This window comes from Streptomyces sp. bgisy100 (assembly GCF_057709105.1).
Map to the genome: position 1 here is coordinate 21,992 of NZ_JBYITE010000012.1, position 15,392 is coordinate 37,383.

Annotated in this window: 13 protein-coding genes; 7 read left to right on the plus strand and 6 right to left on the minus strand. The window is 73.8% G+C overall.

The window, feature by feature from the left end:
- Positions 1 to 19: 19 nt before the first annotated feature.
- Positions 20 to 466: an ATP-binding protein gene (locus AC3EQ1_RS11005; RefSeq protein WP_432094139.1), complete on the plus strand. Its 447-nt coding sequence runs from the start codon at positions 20 to 22 to the stop codon at positions 464 to 466.
- A gap of 97 nt (positions 467 to 563) precedes the next feature.
- Here AC3EQ1_RS11005 and dapC read toward each other — a convergent pair whose 3' ends face one another.
- Positions 564 to 1,658, minus strand: coding sequence for a succinyldiaminopimelate transaminase (dapC, locus tag AC3EQ1_RS11010; protein ID WP_432094140.1), 1,095 nt, complete (start codon positions 1,656 to 1,658; stop codon positions 564 to 566).
- 125 nt (positions 1,659 to 1,783) lie between these two features.
- Complete coding sequence (gene fdxA / locus AC3EQ1_RS11015) at positions 1,784 to 2,104, minus strand: ferredoxin (protein ID WP_187811607.1); 321 nt, start codon at positions 2,102 to 2,104, stop codon at positions 1,784 to 1,786.
- A gap of 139 nt (positions 2,105 to 2,243) precedes the next feature.
- Here fdxA and AC3EQ1_RS11020 point away from each other — a divergent pair, with 139 nt between their 5' ends.
- Positions 2,244 to 3,308, plus strand: a complete 1,065-nt coding sequence (locus AC3EQ1_RS11020; RefSeq protein WP_432094141.1) for a GNAT family N-acetyltransferase — start codon at positions 2,244 to 2,246, stop codon at positions 3,306 to 3,308.
- Complete coding sequence (locus AC3EQ1_RS11025; RefSeq protein WP_432094142.1) at positions 3,305 to 4,156, plus strand: transglutaminase family protein; 852 nt, start codon at positions 3,305 to 3,307, stop codon at positions 4,154 to 4,156. The genes AC3EQ1_RS11020 and AC3EQ1_RS11025 overlap by 4 nt, the downstream gene beginning before the upstream one ends.
- 259 nt (positions 4,157 to 4,415) lie before the next feature.
- Here AC3EQ1_RS11025 and AC3EQ1_RS11030 read toward each other — a convergent pair whose 3' ends face one another.
- The 4 genes from AC3EQ1_RS11030 to AC3EQ1_RS11045 form a co-directional block, all read right to left on the minus strand.
- Positions 4,416 to 6,572, minus strand: coding sequence for a peptidoglycan binding domain-containing protein (locus AC3EQ1_RS11030; RefSeq protein WP_432094143.1), 2,157 nt, complete (start codon positions 6,570 to 6,572; stop codon positions 4,416 to 4,418).
- Positions 6,573 to 6,726: 154 nt separating this feature from the next.
- Entirely contained in the window at positions 6,727 to 7,098 is a 372-nt protein-coding gene (locus AC3EQ1_RS11035; protein ID WP_432094144.1) for a DUF6113 family protein, read from the minus strand.
- Positions 7,095 to 8,048 carry an N-acetyl-1-D-myo-inositol-2-amino-2-deoxy-alpha-D-glucopyranoside deacetylase gene (gene mshB, locus AC3EQ1_RS11040; protein WP_432094145.1) on the minus strand — a complete coding sequence of 318 codons (954 nt, stop codon included), beginning with the start codon at positions 8,046 to 8,048 and terminating at the stop codon, positions 7,095 to 7,097. Before mshB ends, AC3EQ1_RS11035 begins: the two co-directional genes overlap by 4 nt.
- 130 nt (positions 8,049 to 8,178) lie before the next feature.
- Complete coding sequence (locus tag AC3EQ1_RS11045) at positions 8,179 to 8,373, minus strand: hypothetical protein (protein ID WP_351504854.1); 195 nt, start codon at positions 8,371 to 8,373, stop codon at positions 8,179 to 8,181.
- 320 nt (positions 8,374 to 8,693) lie between these two features.
- Here AC3EQ1_RS11045 and AC3EQ1_RS11050 point away from each other — a divergent pair, with 320 nt between their 5' ends.
- The 4 genes from AC3EQ1_RS11050 to AC3EQ1_RS11065 all read left to right on the plus strand — a co-directional run bounded on the left by AC3EQ1_RS11050 (position 8,694) and on the right by AC3EQ1_RS11065 (position 15,383).
- Positions 8,694 to 10,823, plus strand: coding sequence for a S9 family peptidase (locus AC3EQ1_RS11050; protein ID WP_432094146.1), 2,130 nt, complete (start codon positions 8,694 to 8,696; stop codon positions 10,821 to 10,823).
- Positions 10,824 to 11,255: 432 nt separating this feature from the next.
- Positions 11,256 to 12,281: an ABC transporter permease gene (locus AC3EQ1_RS11055; protein WP_432094147.1), complete on the plus strand. Its 1,026-nt coding sequence runs from the start codon at positions 11,256 to 11,258 to the stop codon at positions 12,279 to 12,281.
- A gap of 122 nt (positions 12,282 to 12,403) precedes the next feature.
- Positions 12,404 to 14,203: an ABC transporter substrate-binding protein gene (locus AC3EQ1_RS11060; RefSeq protein WP_432094148.1), complete on the plus strand. Its 1,800-nt coding sequence runs from the start codon at positions 12,404 to 12,406 to the stop codon at positions 14,201 to 14,203.
- 202 nt (positions 14,204 to 14,405) lie between these two features.
- Positions 14,406 to 15,383: an ABC transporter permease gene (locus AC3EQ1_RS11065; protein ID WP_432094149.1), complete on the plus strand. Its 978-nt coding sequence runs from the start codon at positions 14,406 to 14,408 to the stop codon at positions 15,381 to 15,383.
- The last annotated feature ends 9 nt before the right edge of the window (positions 15,384 to 15,392 follow it).

Here is a 15,392-nt window from a genome sequence, read left to right on the forward strand (position 1 = left end):
TTCCCGTCGAAGGAGCACAATGTCCCTCCCCCTCACGCGTCGGATCGCCCGAGCCGCGCTGCTGGTCGCAGCGGGCGCCGCTCCCCTCGTCGGCGCGGCCGGTACGGCGAGCGCTGCGGACCTGCCGAGCACGTCCAACCTCGGCGGGGTGGGCTCGCTCGACGGCGCCAACCTCGGAAAGACCGCCAACCTCGAGAAGACCGTCGGCAAGACGTCCAAGGCCGTCGGCAAGCAGGCCGGTGACACCGGCAGCAAGACCGTGAAGCAGGCCGTGCCGAAGGCCGCCGGCACCGTGAGCAAGGTCGGCAAGGCCGCCAACCCGGCCGCGCGGAAGGCCGCCGGCGAGACCGCGAGCACCACCGGCCGCCTGATCGGTGACACCGCCCGGTCCGCGGCGAAGGGCACCGGGAGCGCGCACGCGCTGCCGAACGGCCACAAGCTGCCGTCGTACAAGTCGGTCGGCTGACGTCCGGCCGCTGAAGCAGCGAGGGGCCCGGGGAGATCACTCCCCGGGCCCCTCGGCGTCGTGTCCGCGGGCCGCCGAGGGCGGCACCGCCCGCAGGTCAGCCGAGCCGGCGCACGGCCTCCGCGACCCGCTCGTCGGTCGCCGTGAAGGCGACCCGCACGAACCGCTCCCCCGCCGGGCCGTAGAAGTCGCCCGGCGCGACGAGGATGCCGCGCCGGGAGAGATCCCCCACGGTGTCCCAGCAGGGCTCGTCCCGCGTCGCCCACAGGTAGAGGCTGGCCTCGCTGTGCTCGATCCGGAAGCCGCTCGCCTCCAGCGCGCCGCGCAGCGCCGACCGCCGCGCCGCGTACCGGTCCCGCTGCTCCGCCACATGCGCGTCGTCGCCGAGTGCCGCGACCGTGGCGGCCTGCACCGGCGCCGGGACGATCATGCCGCCGTGCTTGCGGACGGTGAGCAGCTCGCCGAGCACCGCCGGGTCCCCGGCGAGGAACGCCGCGCGGTAGCCCGCCAGATTGGAGCGCTTGGAGAGCGAGTGCACCGCGACGATGCCCTCGTACGAGCCGCCGCAGATGTCCGGGTGCAGCACCGAGACCGGGTCGGCCTCCCAGCCCAGCTCCAGGTAGCACTCGTCGCTGAAGATCAGCACGCCGTGCTCCCGGGCCCAGGCCACAGTGGCGCGGAGTTCGTCCCGGTCCAGCACCCGGCCGGTGGGGTTCGACGGCGAGTTCAGCCAGAGCAGCCGCAGGCCGCGCGGGTCGAGATCGTCCGGACGGTCGTAGACGACCGGCTCGGCTCCGGCGAGCCGGGCGCCGACCTCGTAGGTGGGGTAGGCCAGGCGCGGGAAGGCGACGCGGTCGCCGTCGCCGAGGCCGAGCTGCGTCGGGAGCCAGGCGACGAGCTCCTTCGAGCCGACGACCGGCAGCACGTTGGTGTGCTCCAGGCCCGTCGCGCCGAGCCGCCGCGCGCACCAGCCGGTGAGCGCGTCCCGCAGCGCCGGGGTGCCCCACACCGTCGGATAGCCCGGGCTGTCCGCGGCATCCCGCAGCGCGCCGCGGATCAGCTCCGGCACCGGGTCGACCGGCGTGCCCACGGAGAGGTCCACGATGCCGTCCGGGTGAGCGGCGGCGGTCGCCTTGAACGGCTCGAGCCGGTCCCAGGGGAAGACGGGGAGCCGGGCGGAGACTGCGGACACGGTGCTCTCTTTCCTCGTCGCGCGTGGGGCCTTCGGCCACGCGTGCTGTGTCACCACGTGCCTCGGTCCCGCACGGAAAGATCTTCCGTACGGGACCGGGGCGACGGGAGTGACCGCCGTCGGACCTACTGGTTCTGCGGCGGCAGCCCTGCGATGAAGGGGTGGTCGCGCTCGATCAGGCCGAGCTTCGACGCCCCGCCGGGCGAGCCGAGCTCGTCGAAGAACTCGACGTTCGCCTTGTAGTAGTCCTTCCACTCCTCCGGAGTGTCGTCCTCGTAGAAGATCGCCTCGACCGGGCAGACCGGCTCACAGGCACCACAGTCGACGCACTCGTCCGGGTGGATGTACAAGGACCGGGAGCCCTCGTAAATGCAGTCGACCGGGCACTCCTCGATACACGCCTTGTCCTTGACGTCGACACAAGGCTGCGCGATGACGTAGGTCACGCTGTCGTTCCTCCTCGATAGGGGCGGCGTACCGGATGCGGCTCCGCCGCGTGGCGCGCGGGAGCGCGGCGTCGTCGATGCCCGCCACCTAGTATCTCCGTTCCCGGGCACGAGACGAACAGGAGGGGCGGACCTAGCTGTGGAATTCACCACTGGCGGACGACCGGCAGTCTCCATCACCGCCGCTGACGTGGGCAAACGCGTATCCGTACGACGCCTTGCGGATCCCGGAACCGGTTCCGGGATCGGCGGCGGGAGGTTTACGGACACCGTCGGCGTGCTCGATTCCTGGGAAGATGGTGTGCTCTGCGTCACACGCCGCACCGGGGAGACGGTGCGGATCGCGGAGTCCGGCCTCGTCGCGGGGAAGGTCGTGCCCGCCGCACCCGCCGCGCGGCGCGGAGCCGTACGGGCGGGCGAGGCCGGACCGGCCCGCCACCGGGGCCCGGCCGCGACCTGGCAGGAGCTCACCCGGACCGCCGCCCGCGCCTGGCCGCCGGTGGAGAGCGAGCGGCTCGGGGAGTGGGAGCTGCGCCGGGCCGCGGGGTTCACCCGGCGGGCCAACTCGGTGCTGGCGCTCGGCGACCCCGGGATGCCGCTGGACGCGGCGCTGCGCCGGGTCACCGACTGGTACGCCGCCCGCGGCGGGACCGCGTACGTGCAGCTGAGCACCGGGGTGCCGGGGGCGCAGGAGGAGCTGGCCGCGGAGCTGGCGGCCCGGGGCTGGGTCCGGGAGGTGTCCGCGCTGATCCGTACGGCGCCGCTCGCCCGGCTCGCCGACGCCGAGCCGTCGACCCCGGTGCGGCTCTCCCGCAGCGTCGACGACGCCTGGCTCGGCCGCTACCAGCGGTCCGCCCGGCCGACGCCGGAGGCTCTGGCGGTGCTGCAGGGCGGGCCGTCCGTCCACTTCGCGACCGTTCCCGGGGCGGAGGGCGCGCCGCCGGCCGCGATCGGGCGGTGCGCGGTCGACGGGCGCTGGGCCGGGTTCGCCGCCGTGGAGGTGGACCCGGAGCTGCGGCGGCAGGGGCTGGCCTCGGCGGTGATGACCGCGCTCGCCCGCCGGGCGCTGGACGACGGGGCGTCCGCGGCGTATCTCCAGGTGGAGGCGGAGAACGACGAGGCCCGGGCGCTCTACGACGGTCTGGGCTTCCGCACGCACCACACCTACGAGCACTGGCGGGCGCCCGAGGGCAGCCCCCGGTGAGCGGGCACGAGGCGGACCGGCACGACACCACGGCCCGGCGGCGGCGGTTCGCGGAGGCCGCCCGCTCCGAGCGGCCCGATCTCGCTCTGCTGTGCCTGCTGGTGGCCGCCGAGGCGGAGCCGGAGCTGGGCGAGGCGGGGATCGACGCGGCACAGATCGAGCTGGACCGGCTGGCCGGGCTGCTGCCCTACCGGCCGGTCGGCGGCGCGCGGGGCTGGGCACAGGCGGTCGCCGACCTGCTGGGCGAGCGCCACGGCTTCCACGGCACCCCCGCGGACTACCGGCGGCTGGATTCCTCCCTGCTGACGCACGTCCTGCGGCGGCGGCGCGGTCTGCCGATCCTGCTGTCGGTGGTGTGGATCGAGGTGGCCCGCCGGGCGGGCGCACCGGTCTACGGCGTCGGGCTGCCGGGCCACTTCGTGGTCGGCTTCGGGGAGCGGGACGCCCGGGTTCTGGTGGATCCGTTCGCCGGGGGCCGGGTGCTGACCGGCGAGGACGCGGAGCTGCTGGTGACCGGCGTGACCGGTGAGCCCCTGGCGCCCTCGATGCTCACCCCCGCCGAGCCGCTGGAGATCGTGCTGCGGATCCTCAACAACATCCGCGCCTGGGCGGCGGCGCGGCCGGAGCAGTCGGCCGTGCAGCTGTGGGCGGTGGAGCTGTCGCTGCTGCTGCCCAGCCACCCGGCGCGGCTGCGCTACGAGCGCGCCCGGCTGCTGGTGGAGCGCGGCGACTTCCGGGTGGGCGCGGCGGAGCTGGAGGACTGGGCGGAGATCGTCGCGCCGGTCGATCCGGACGCGGCGGAGTCGGCCCGGCACGAGGCGCTGGCGGCCCGGGCCAAGCTGAACTGACCGCCCCGCGCCGCGTACGGACGCGATGAAGCCCCCTGTCCGGAGACCGGACAGGGGGCTTCGTCGGCTGATCCGCCGGGCTTTTCGGACCGGGGCGCGGCGCCGGCCACCCGGGCGGCCGCGGCGCCGACCGGGGCGGCCGCGGCGCCGACCGGGGCGGCCGCGGCGCCGACCGGGGCGGCCCGGCCGGCTGCCCGGCCGCCCGTGGGACGCGCGGGGGCCCGGGCCGCGGCCGGGTCCGCCCGAGGCGGACCTGCGGCTACCGCGCGTTCGTCTCGATTACGGCAACGCGCTTCGCGGGGCTGGTCTCGCGCAGCGCCTGCCGCAGCGCCCCGATCACGTCCTGCGGGGTGACGGGGGTCTTCTGGCCGTTGCCGCGCTGGACGAGCACGCCCTCGAAGGTGCCCCCGTACAGCTTCTGGAGCGCCTTGAGGTCGTAGGTGTCGACGAGCCGGCCGTTGATCGGCTGCATCTTCACGAACTTCGGCAGGGAGTTCTCCGGGCTGAAGGCGATCTTGTGCGCGGCGTCGGTCTGGACGGTGACCAGGCCGGACATCGCGGGATCGGCGAAGTCCTTCTTCGCGCGGGCGATCTCGGCCCGGTCGATGCTCGGCTTCCGCATGCCGACCGGGAGTTCGACGGCGCCGCTGCGGCCCGTCGCGGCCCGCTGCCGGAAGGCGTCCTCGACGGCCCGCACGGACTTGTCGACGTCCAGCGCCCGGTGCGTCCGGCCCGGCACGGCGACGGCCTTGCCCCCGGAGAACTTGATGCCGCCGTCCTGGAGGCCCGCGGTCTCGCCGGAGACCTGCCGCAGGGCTGCCGTGAGCTTCTCCTCGTCGACCACGATCTTCGGCTCGGCCTCCCGGGCCCCGCCGAAGAGCGAACCGATCACCGAGACGGGGTTGTAGTCCCGTCCGGCGGCGCTGCCGACGGTCGCCTCGGTGTCGAGGGTGAGCCCGGCCGTGGCGGGCTTGAGCGGGCGCTCCTTGCCGTCGACGGTGACGACCAGCGGCGCCTTGGTACGGCCCTCCAGCTCGCCGTCGAGCTTCTGCACCGCCGCTTCCTTGGACATGCCGCCGATGTCCACGCCGAGGACGCTGGTGCCGTTCGGCACGTCCGCGTGGTCGAGCAGCAGACCCGCGCCATACGCGACGCAGACCAGGCCGACCACGCCGGCGCCCGCCAGGACGAGCTTGGAGCGGCCCTTCTTGGCCAGCCGGGCGGGGGCCGCGGCGGGCGCCGGAGCGGAGCCGGCGTCGTCGTCCGCGTCCGGCGAGCCGGGGAAGGGGGTGCCCGGGAACGCCGAGCCGGGGAAGGGCGAGCCCGGGAACGGGGAGCCCTCGGCCGGCGGGACCGCGGGGAAGCCGCTGACCAGGGTGTCGCCGGAGACGTGGTCGGGGCCCTTGGGCGCGCCGGGGCCCTCCGCGCCGCCGGGGGCGCGGGGGCCGGAGTCCACGGGGATACCGAGGTCACCGGCGCCGGGGTGGCCGGGAACGGGCGGGCCGGACCGTCCGGGCCCCGTCGGCCCGGCGGGAGCCGGCGCACCCGCGCCGACCGCCCCTATGCCCGGGGCGGGCGGGCGGCGGTCGCCGCCGGGGCCGGGAGGCTGGTTGCGCTGCGGGGGGACGTCCCCGCGGGCGGGGGCGCCGGACCGCGGACCGGCGGGCGGCACCGCCATGTCGCCGTCGCCGGACGCGGTCGGGCCCGCGGGACCGGAGCCGGGGCGGGGCGTGCCCAGCGGCGGGGTCGACCCCGGGCCGGAGCCGGGCCCCTGGGCGGGGCCGGCTCCCGGGCCGCTGCCGAAGGGGGAGCCGGCGGCGGGGGTGGGGCGGTTCCCGCCCGTGCCGCCCTCGGTGAAGTACGGCAGGTCGGAGCGCTGCTGCCCGCCCTTCGCGGGGCCGGACGGCGCGTCGGAGCCCGTCGGCGGCGTCGCGGGCGCGGACGGCGGCGGTGTCGCGGACGGCGGCGTCGGCTGCGGCTTGCGCGGCGCGAACCAGTCGCTCGTCCGGGTCTCCTCCGTGCTCTCGGAGGAGGCGCGGGGCTCGTCCTTGGGGGCAGGGGCGGCATCGGCCGGCTTGGTGACCGGCTCGGCGGGCGCCTCGGCGGCGCCCGCGGCGGCCGCGGCCTCGGTGTCGCCCTCCTCGACCGGCTTTCGCATGACGACCGGCGGGATCGGCCGGGAGCCCGGGATGTTGATCTTGATCCGGGTGGTCAGCGTTGTCTCGGTCCTCGGCTGCTCCTCGGACTTGGGGAGCGGGGTGGACTCGGCCGTCTCGGAGCCGTCGTGCGCGCCGTCGTCCTGCGTCGGGTGCAGCGACGGATAGGTACGCGCCCCGTACGGCGGGGTTCCCGAGGGGTAGGCGGCTCCCCCGCGGCCGGTGGACCCGGAGGACGAACTGTCAGATTCACGACTCAAGGCGGTTCTCCCGGTTAGCTCCGCCGCCCGTCATACCTCGCGCGGGCGGCTCGGCGGCGCGCACCACCATACTGGGGCGGTTCCGGTAGCCCTCCCCGGACCACCGGATCACCCGCCCCGGCCACGGCCTCGCAGGATGGCGCGTTCTGTCACGTCACTTGTCAAGTCGGGCGGGCCGTACGCCCGGTGGGGGCGGATGCGGCAGGGTGGCACACATCACAGCGACCATCGTTCCGCCCAGCAGGAAGATGTAGGATCCCACGCCCGCGCCGAAGAGGAAGTCCCCCTCCGGCCGGGCGGGCGTCAGCAGGATGACCGCCAGCAGCCAGCCGGCGGCGGACACCACCGCCCCGGCACGGGCCCCGGTCGCCCGGAGCCCGCCGTAGCAGAGGCCGGCGACCGCCAGCAGGGCGAGCAGCAACCCGCCCGGGAACCAGGCCGCTTGGACGAGCGTGCCGGTGACCCCGGTCAGCGCCCCCAGCAGCAGAAGTCCGGCAAAGGCCGCGAGCCGCCCGACCGTCATCATGCCTCCTCCCGGCCCTCGGCGCCGGCCACACCCGCGAACAGGTCGCTCTCCGGGAGCTCCCCGCCCGGGGTGCCGCGTACCAGCCGGTAGAACTCCTCCGCGAACAGCGGCTGCCCGAGGTCGTTGGAGAGCGCGAAGAAGGGGCCGTCGACGGCGATCTGGGTGGCATGGGCCCGCAGGGCGGCCGACTTGGCCGCCGCGTGGGCCCGGCCGTCGATCCGGGCCGTCACCTCCACGTCGTCGACCACGCCCGGCAGGTCCGCCGGCTCGGCGATCCCGGGGAAGGCCGCCCCGGACTCCCGCAGCCGTGCGAAGCCGGCCTCGACGACCGACCGCGGCAGACAGTTCCAGTAGATCTTCGCCACGGTGTGCGCGGCACCGAGCTCCGACCGGTAGGCGGGATCCGCGGCGAGATCGGCGGCGCGCATCGCGACGTGGTGTGCCCGGATGTGGTCGGGATGGCCGTATCCGCCGTTGTCGTCATAGGTGACCAGGACCTGGGGCCTGACCTCCCGCACCACGGCGACGAGCTCTCCGGCCGCCGTGTCGACGTCGGCGCTCCAGAAGGATCCGGGGCGGTCGTTGGAGGCGACCCCCATCATCCCGGAGTCGCGGTAGCGCCCCGCGCCGCCGAGGAAGCGGTGGTCCTCGACGCCGAGTTCCTTCATGGCGGCGGCCAGTTCACCCGCGCGGTACGCGCCGAGGGTGTCCTCGCGGTCCGCGGCGAGACGGGCCAGCTCCGGCGGGATGACCTCGCCCTCCTCGCCGAGCGTGCAGGTCACCAGGGTGACCCGGGCACCCTCGGCCGCGTACTTGGCCATGGTCGCGCCGTTGTTGATCGTCTCGTCGTCCGGGTGCGCGTGCACCAGCAGCAGACGGCGGGACGGGGCCGTGCGCTCGGCGCTCCCCGGCGGGGCGGGCGACGCGGCACGGGTGGGCTGGTCGGTCATGGCTACAGCGTACGAGCCGTGGGCCGGTGCCCCGGCAGCCGGAGCCCGCCCGCGCGGGGAAGCGGGAGGCCGTACCGCGGGAGCCGACGGGAGCGGGCGCCCCGGGAGGGGCGCCGGAAGCCCGGCCGGGTCAGAACTTGATGTCCCCGATCATGCCGGCCACGTTCGTGGTCAGCTCACTGATCGTCGGGGCGATCGACGAGCTCGCCAGATAGAACCCCAACAGCATGCAGACCACCGCGTGTCCGGCCTTCAGTCCGGATTTCCGGACCAGCAGGAAGACGATGATCGCCAGCAGCACCACCGCCGAAATCGAGAGTGCCACGGCGGTTCACCTCCAAAATGCGGTCGGGCCAACGGACGGACAACATACCGATGCCACGCTCTTCATACCCACGATGCGCAACTGATCATAACTTTCTGTGCGAGGTCATGGATCGGTGCACAGGAGCACGAGGGGCGCAGGGGGCGCCGCCCATCGTCCGGCAACGGCCGTACCACTACGGGGATTTCCGGCCGCGCCGCGCCGTACAGGGCCGGTACGGCGCATCCGTCCGGTCCGGTTCCGGCCGGGAAGGGCGGAACCGGCCCGTCCGGTCTCTCGGGCGCCCTCCGGACCCCCGCCATCCCGATTAGGGTCGCCGCATGACCGGACAGCTCACCTTCCCGCGCCAGCACGCCCGAACCCAGCGGTTCACCCTCGGCGCGCCGCGCGCCTTCACCGTGTCGCCGGACGGCGCGCGGCTGGCCTTCCTGCGCACCCGCAGCGGCACCGACCGCGCACATCTGCTCTGGGTGCACGACCTGGACACCGGCCGGGAGCGCATCGCCGCCGACCCGGCCGCGCTGCTCGGCGGCGCGGCGGAGGAGCTGTCCGCCGAGGAGCGGGCCCGGCGCGAGCGGAGCCGTGAGGGCTCGGCGGGCATCGTCGGCTACGCGGTGGACGACGCCGTCGAACTGGCCGCGTTCGCGCTCTCCGGCCGCCTGTTCGCCGCCGAACTGCGGGCCGGCACGGCGCGGGAACTCCACGTCCCCAGCGGTGTCGTGGACCCGCGCCCGTCCCCCGACGGGCGGCACATCGCGTACGCCATGGGCGGCGCCTTGCGCGTCGTCGGCGCCGACGGCGACGGGGACCGGGCCGTCGCGGCGCCGGAGCCCGGGGACCCGGAGGGCGTCAGCCACGGGCTCGCCGAGTTCATCGCCGCCGAGGAGATGCAGCGCTCCCGCGGCTTCTGGTGGTCGCCGGAGAGCGACCGGCTGCTCGTCGCCCGCGTCGACACCTCCCCGGTGCGGCGCTGGTGGATCGCCGACCCGGCGCATCCGGACCGGGAGCCAGCCGAGGTCGGCTACCCGGCCGCCGGGACGGCCAACGCCGAGGTCCGGCTCTTCCTCACCGGTCTGGACGGGGCCCGCACCGAGGTCGCGTGGGACCGCGAGCGGTATCCGTACCTGGCGCGGGTGCACTGGTCCGCGGCGGGGCCGCCGCTGCTGCTCGTCCAGGCCCGGGACCAGCGCAGCCAGCTCTGCCTGGCGGTGGACACCGCGAGCGGTGCCACCCGGATGGTGCACGCGGACGAGGACCCGGTCTGGCTGGAACTGTTCCCCGGGGTGCCCGCCTGGACGCCGGACGGCCGGCTGGTGCGGATCGCGGACGAGGCCGGGAAGCGGGTGCTGATGGTGGGCGACCGCCCGCTGACCGGCCCCGAACTGCACGTCCGGGCCGTGCTGGACGTCACCGACGACGATGTGCTGATCTCCGCGTCGGCCGGGCCCGAGGCGCCGGAGCCGGCGATCGGGGAGATCCACGTCCACCGGGTGAACGGCCGCGGGATGGAACGGCTCTCCGAGGGCCGCGGGGTGCACTCCGCGGTCCGCTCCGGCGGGGTCGTGGTGCTTTCCTCCACCTCGCCGACCGATCCGGGGGCGACGGTGCGGATCCACCGGGACGGCAAGCCCGCCGGAGTCGTCGCCTCCGTCGCGGACCGGCCCGTCCTGACCGCGCGGGCCCAACTGTGCGAGGCGGGCGCGCGCAGGATCCCGTGCGCCGTACTGCTGCCTTCCGGCCACCGGGAGGGGGACGGCCCGCTGCCGGTCCTCATGGACCCCTACGGCGGACCGCACGGCCAGCGCGTGGTCGCCGCCCACAACGCGTATCTGACCTCCCAGTGGTTCGCCGACCAGGGCTTCGCCGTGATCGTCGCCGACGGCCGCGGCACCCCCGGCCGCTCCCCCGGGTGGGAGAAGGCGGTGGCGCACGACTTCGCGGGCGCGACCCTGGACGACCAGGTCGAGGCCCTGCAGGCGCTGGCCGGAAACCACCCCCTGGACCTCACCCGGGTCGCCATCCGCGGCTGGTCCTACGGCGGTTATCTCGCGGCGCTCGCGGTGCTGCGCCGCCCGGACGTGTTCCACGCGGGGGTGGCGGGCGCCCCGGTCACCGACTGGCGGCTGTACGACACCCACTACACCGAGCGGTACCTCGGTCTGCCGGAGGAACAGGCGGCGGTCTACGCGGCCAACTCGCTCGTCACCGACGAGGGGCTGTCGGGTGCCGCGGACCCGGCCCGGCCGCTGATGGTCATTCACGGCCTGGCCGACGACAACGTGGTGGCGGCGCACACCCTGCGGCTCTCCTCGGCGCTGCTGGCCGCGGGCCGCCCGCACGAGGTGCTGCCGCTCTCCGGGGTGACCCACATGACGCCGCAGGAGCAGGTGGCGGAGAATCTGCTGCTGCTCCAGGTGGACTTCCTCAAGCGCTCGCTCGGCCTGGCCTGAGCGGGGCGCCCGGACGGTGCCGCGGCCGGCCCGGGAGCGCCGGGCGGGAGGGCCGGCCCGAGTGCAAAGGCCCGGAGCACGACCGGCCGGGGGCGGCGTGCCGCCCCCGGCCGGTCCACGGCACCCGCACGGCCGTACGCCCTCCAGGATGACGCGCTCACATATCGGCGCCGATTCCGCCAAGTTGCTTGTTTGTTAACGGCGTTGCCCGGTTCTTCGCCGATCTGCGGGGCGGCGGGCGGCGCGGGCGCTGTCAAGCACGCAGCCACGTCGATCTGCTCAACCTTCGCTCAAGAAGCGCCCGCCCGGCCCGACTTCCTGTGCCTGCCCCTTGACTGGCAGTGACCCCCGTTGCGACAGTCCGCTCATCTCACGGCGTTCGGCGACGCCGCGACCCAGTGCAACGGACCTACAGTGCGGGGGCGTTACACGATGACGAGTCCAGACCGGGCCGGTGCGACACAGGTCGGTGCGCCCCTCCCCGCGGCGCCGGAGCCGGCCGGGGCGGGTGCCGCGGAGGTGGCGGGCCGCTCCCCGGGGCAGCTGATGTGGCGCCGGTTCACCCGGGACCGGACGGGCGTCGTCTCCGCCTTCGTCGTGCTGTTCTTCTTCGTCATCGCGCTGCTGGCCCCGGTCGTCTCCTGGCTCTACGGCAAGGACCCCTACACGACGTACGGGCTCGACCGGCCGGGCCTGCTCGACGAGTTCTTCTACCCGGTGAAGCCGGGCGGCGGCATCGACGGGGAGTTCTGGTTCGGCCTGGAACCCCAGCTCGGCCGGGACGTGTTCACCCAGCTGCTGTACGGCATCCGCACCTCGCTGCTGATCGCCACCGCGGTGACCGTGCTGTGCACGCTGACCGGCATCGTCATCGGCGTCACCGCCGGATATCTGGGGGGCAGGACCGACTACTTCCTCGGCCGGTTCATCGACCTGCTGCTGGCCTTCCCCGCCCAGCTGTCGTTCGTGGCCTTCACCCCCGTGGTGTACGCCCTGTTCGTCAGCCCGGAGAAGGAGACGCCCACCTATCTGCGTGTCATGACCCTGATCATCGTGCAGTGGGCCCTGGGCTGGATGGGACTGGCGCGGCTGCTCCGCGGCCAGGTGCTGAGCCTGCGGGAGCGGGAGTTCGTGGAGGCGGCCAAGGTCACCGGGGCCTCGCCGTGGCGGATCATCCGCAAGGAACTGCTGCCGAACCTGTGGACCCCGATCCTGGTCCAGACGACGCTGATGCTGCCCGCCTTCGTCACCGTCGAGGCCGGGCTGTCCTTCCTCGGCGTGGGCGTCGTCGAGCCCACCCCCGACTGGGGCCGGATGTTCGCCGCGGGGGCCCGGCACTACCAGAACGACATCACCTACATGTTCTTTCCCGGCATCGCGATGGTGATCTTCGTCGTCGCCTTCAACCTGCTCGGGGACTCGGTCAGGGACGCGTTCGACCCCAGGACGAAGCGCTGACCCCGGCGGCGGGGCCTGAACGGCACTGACGCACCGACGGACGCACCACGGGGCGGAATCCGCCCCGGCACTTCCCAGCCAGGCAGCACCAGGCGACCACGGACAGGCAGGTGCAGGACTTCATGAGAATGCCAGTGACGAGCAGGGCGCGGTGGGCCACCGCGGCTCTGGCGGCCGGGGTGCTCGTCCTCTCCGGATGCAGCGGCGGAGACGGCCGGAAGGACGAGGACCGGGGCGCGCCGCAGGGCAAGGACAAGAACCGGGCCGAGAACTACTCGGTCGGCACCCGGGCCGACTCCACCGGTCCGGCCGCCGGGGTGCCGGGCGCGAAGAAGGGCGGCACCGTCCACGTCCTGCAGCGTGACGCCTTCACCTACCTGGACCCGGCGCAGATCTACTACGGCGACCAGCTCACCGTGCAGATGCTCTTCAACCGGTCGCTGACCACGTACAAGGTGGCCGCGAACGGCACGGTCACGCTGGTCGGCGACCTCGCCACGGACACCGGCAAGCCCTCCGACGGCGGCCGCACCTGGACGTACCGGCTCAAGGACGGGCTGAAGTTCGAGGACGGCACGCCGATCACCTCCGCCGATGTGCGGCAGAGCGTCGAACGGCTCTACGCGAAGTGGGCCACGGACGGGCCGCTCTACATCCCGCAGTGGCTGTCGGGCGGTGGCCAGTCCTTCCGGAAGGCGCTGCCGGACGGCCCGTACAAGGGGAAGCACCTGCCCGGCAGCGTGCTGGACACCCCGGACGAGAAGACCGTCGTCTTCCACTTCCAGCAGCCGCACGCGGACACGCCGTACGCGGTCGCCATGCCGAACGTCGGCGCCGTGCCGCACCGGGGCGGCAGGGACACCGGGGAGAAGTACACCAGCCACCCGGTCTCCTCCGGGCCGTACAAGGTCGGCACCCTCAAGGCGGGCAAGTCGCTGACGCTGGTGCGCAACGAGCACTGGGATCCGCGGACCGACGCGGTGCGGCACCAGTACCCGGACCGGTTCGACATCCGCTTCGGCATCCAGGAGCCCGACTCCGGCCGCCGGCTGCTGGCCGACCGGGGCAGCGACCGGACCGCGATGTCCTTCACCAACGCCGTGACGATCGAGAACGGCCCCGCGGTCCTCAAGGACCGGGGCACCGCCGCCCGCTCCTTCAACGAGGTGCAGCCGTACGTCGACTACATGGCGATCAACATGACGCGGCAGAAGGACAAGAGGGTCCGGCAGGCCCTGGCCTACGCGCTGCCCAACGGGCAGATCCTCGGCCAGTTCGGCGGGCCGCGGGCCGGGCAGGTCGCGGGGAACCTGCTCTCCCCGTCGCTGGCGGGCTGGAAGGACGTCGACCCGTACGGCAAGAAGACCCGTCCGGCCGGTGACCCCGTCAAGGCCAAGGCCCTGCTGAAGGAGGCGGGCAAGGAGGGGCAGGAGATCGTCTACGCCTACCCCAACACCACCGAGTACCAGAAGGTCGCGGTGGTGGTCGCGCAGGCGCTGGAGAAGGCCGGGTTCCGGGTGGAGAAGAAGGAGATCGACTCCAACAACTACTCCACCGAGATCTCCAAGGTCGACAACAGGTTCGACATCTACCGGGCGTCGTGGGGCGCGGACTGGCCGGTCGGCTCGACCGTGATCCCGCCGCTGTTCCACGGGGACGGGGTGGCCGACGGGTCGCAGAACTACTGGCACCTCAAGAGCGCGACGGTGGACGCCGAGATCGACCGGATCAACGGGATGACCGATGTGGAGGCGGCGTCCGGGCAGTGGGTGAAGCTCGCCGAGCGGATCCTGAAGGACGAGGTCCCGGCGGTGCCGATCTTCTACAACCGGCAGTGGTCGCTGTGGGGTTCGGGCCTGGGCGGGGTGAAGTACCACTCCGTGTACGGGACCGCCGATCCGACCGGCGTCTTCGTGAAGTAGGCGTGCTCGCCGGGTCCTGTTGGTGAAGCAGGCCCGCCCGCCCGGTCCCGCGGGGGCCTGCCCGGTCCACCCGGCAGGTCCCGGCGCCCGGGCGCACCGCGGCCGTCCCCCGTCACCCGGCGGCGGGACGGCCGGGCCCCCGTCCCCCGTCCGCCGGCCGGCCTCCGCCGGGGCCGCGGCGCTACCGGAAGACCGCGATGCCATGCTGCGATTCCTCGTCCGCCGTTCCCTCGGCGCCCTGGTGATCATCTTCCTGATCAGCGCGATCACGTTCTTTCTCTTCTTCGCCCTGCCCTCCGAGCCGGCCCTGCTGGCCTGCGGCAAGAACTGCAGCCCCGAGGCGGTCGCCCTGATCAAGCGGAACCTCGGTCTCGACGAGCCGGTACCGCTGCAGTTCTGGCACTACCTGGCGGGGATCTTCGCGGGCCGCGACTTCGCGGTCGGCCGGTGCCACGCGCCCTGTCTGGGCTACTCGTTCAACGACTCCCAGCCGGTCTGGGAGACCATCCTCGACCGCTACCCCACCACCCTGTCGCTGACCGTCGGCGGGACCGTCGTCTTCCTCGTCGTGGGGGTGGGGATCGGCATGGTCGCGGCCGCCCGGCGCGGCACGGTCACCGACAAGTTCTTCAGCTCGCTCTCGCTGATCGGCAATTCGCTGCAGATCTACTTCGTCGGCGTGATCGCGCTGTGGCTGCTGGTCGACACCTGGGGAGTGCTCGACAACCCCGAGTACACCCCGCTCACCGAGGACCCGGCCCGGTGGTTCACCGGGCTGCTGCTGCCCTGGCTGATCCTGTCCATCATCTTCGTCGCCAACTACAGCCGGATGACCCGTTCGCAGATGATCGAGCAGCTGGACGAGGAGCATGTGCGCACCGCGCGGGCCAAGGGGATGTCCCGCCGGACGGTCTTCTTCCGCTACGCCTGGCGCGGGGCGCTCGCCCCCATCGTGACCATCGTCGGCATCGACCTGGGGTCGCTGTTCGGCGGCGCGATGATCACGGAGTTCACCTTCGGGCTGCACGGCCTCGGCCGGCTCGCGGTGAACTCGGTGACCGAGAAGGACCTGCCCATGCTCATGGGCGTGATGCTGTTCAGCTGCACCGCCATCGTGGTGGCCAACATCATCGTGGACGCCCTCTACGCGTACATCGACCCGCGTGTGCGGCTCGCCTAGACCGGGGAG

What these genes read in the sequence shown, in the direction of transcription:
- AC3EQ1_RS11050 (WP_432094146.1), top strand. Translation starts at nt 8,694, where the DNA reads ATGACCGGACAGCTCACCTTCCCGCGCCAGCACGCCCGAACCCAGCGG.
- mshB (WP_432094145.1), bottom strand. Translation starts at nt 8,048, where the DNA reads ATGACCGACCAGCCCACCCGTGCCGCGTCGCCCGCCCCGCCGGGGAGC.
- AC3EQ1_RS11005 (WP_432094139.1), top strand. Translation starts at nt 20, where the DNA reads ATGTCCCTCCCCCTCACGCGTCGGATCGCCCGAGCCGCGCTGCTGGTC.
- AC3EQ1_RS11060 (WP_432094148.1), top strand. Translation starts at nt 12,404, where the DNA reads ATGAGAATGCCAGTGACGAGCAGGGCGCGGTGGGCCACCGCGGCTCTG.
- AC3EQ1_RS11055 (WP_432094147.1), top strand. Translation starts at nt 11,256, where the DNA reads ATGACGAGTCCAGACCGGGCCGGTGCGACACAGGTCGGTGCGCCCCTC.
- AC3EQ1_RS11065 (WP_432094149.1), top strand. Translation starts at nt 14,406, where the DNA reads ATGCTGCGATTCCTCGTCCGCCGTTCCCTCGGCGCCCTGGTGATCATC.
- AC3EQ1_RS11035 (WP_432094144.1), bottom strand. Translation starts at nt 7,098, where the DNA reads ATGATGACGGTCGGGCGGCTCGCGGCCTTTGCCGGACTTCTGCTGCTG.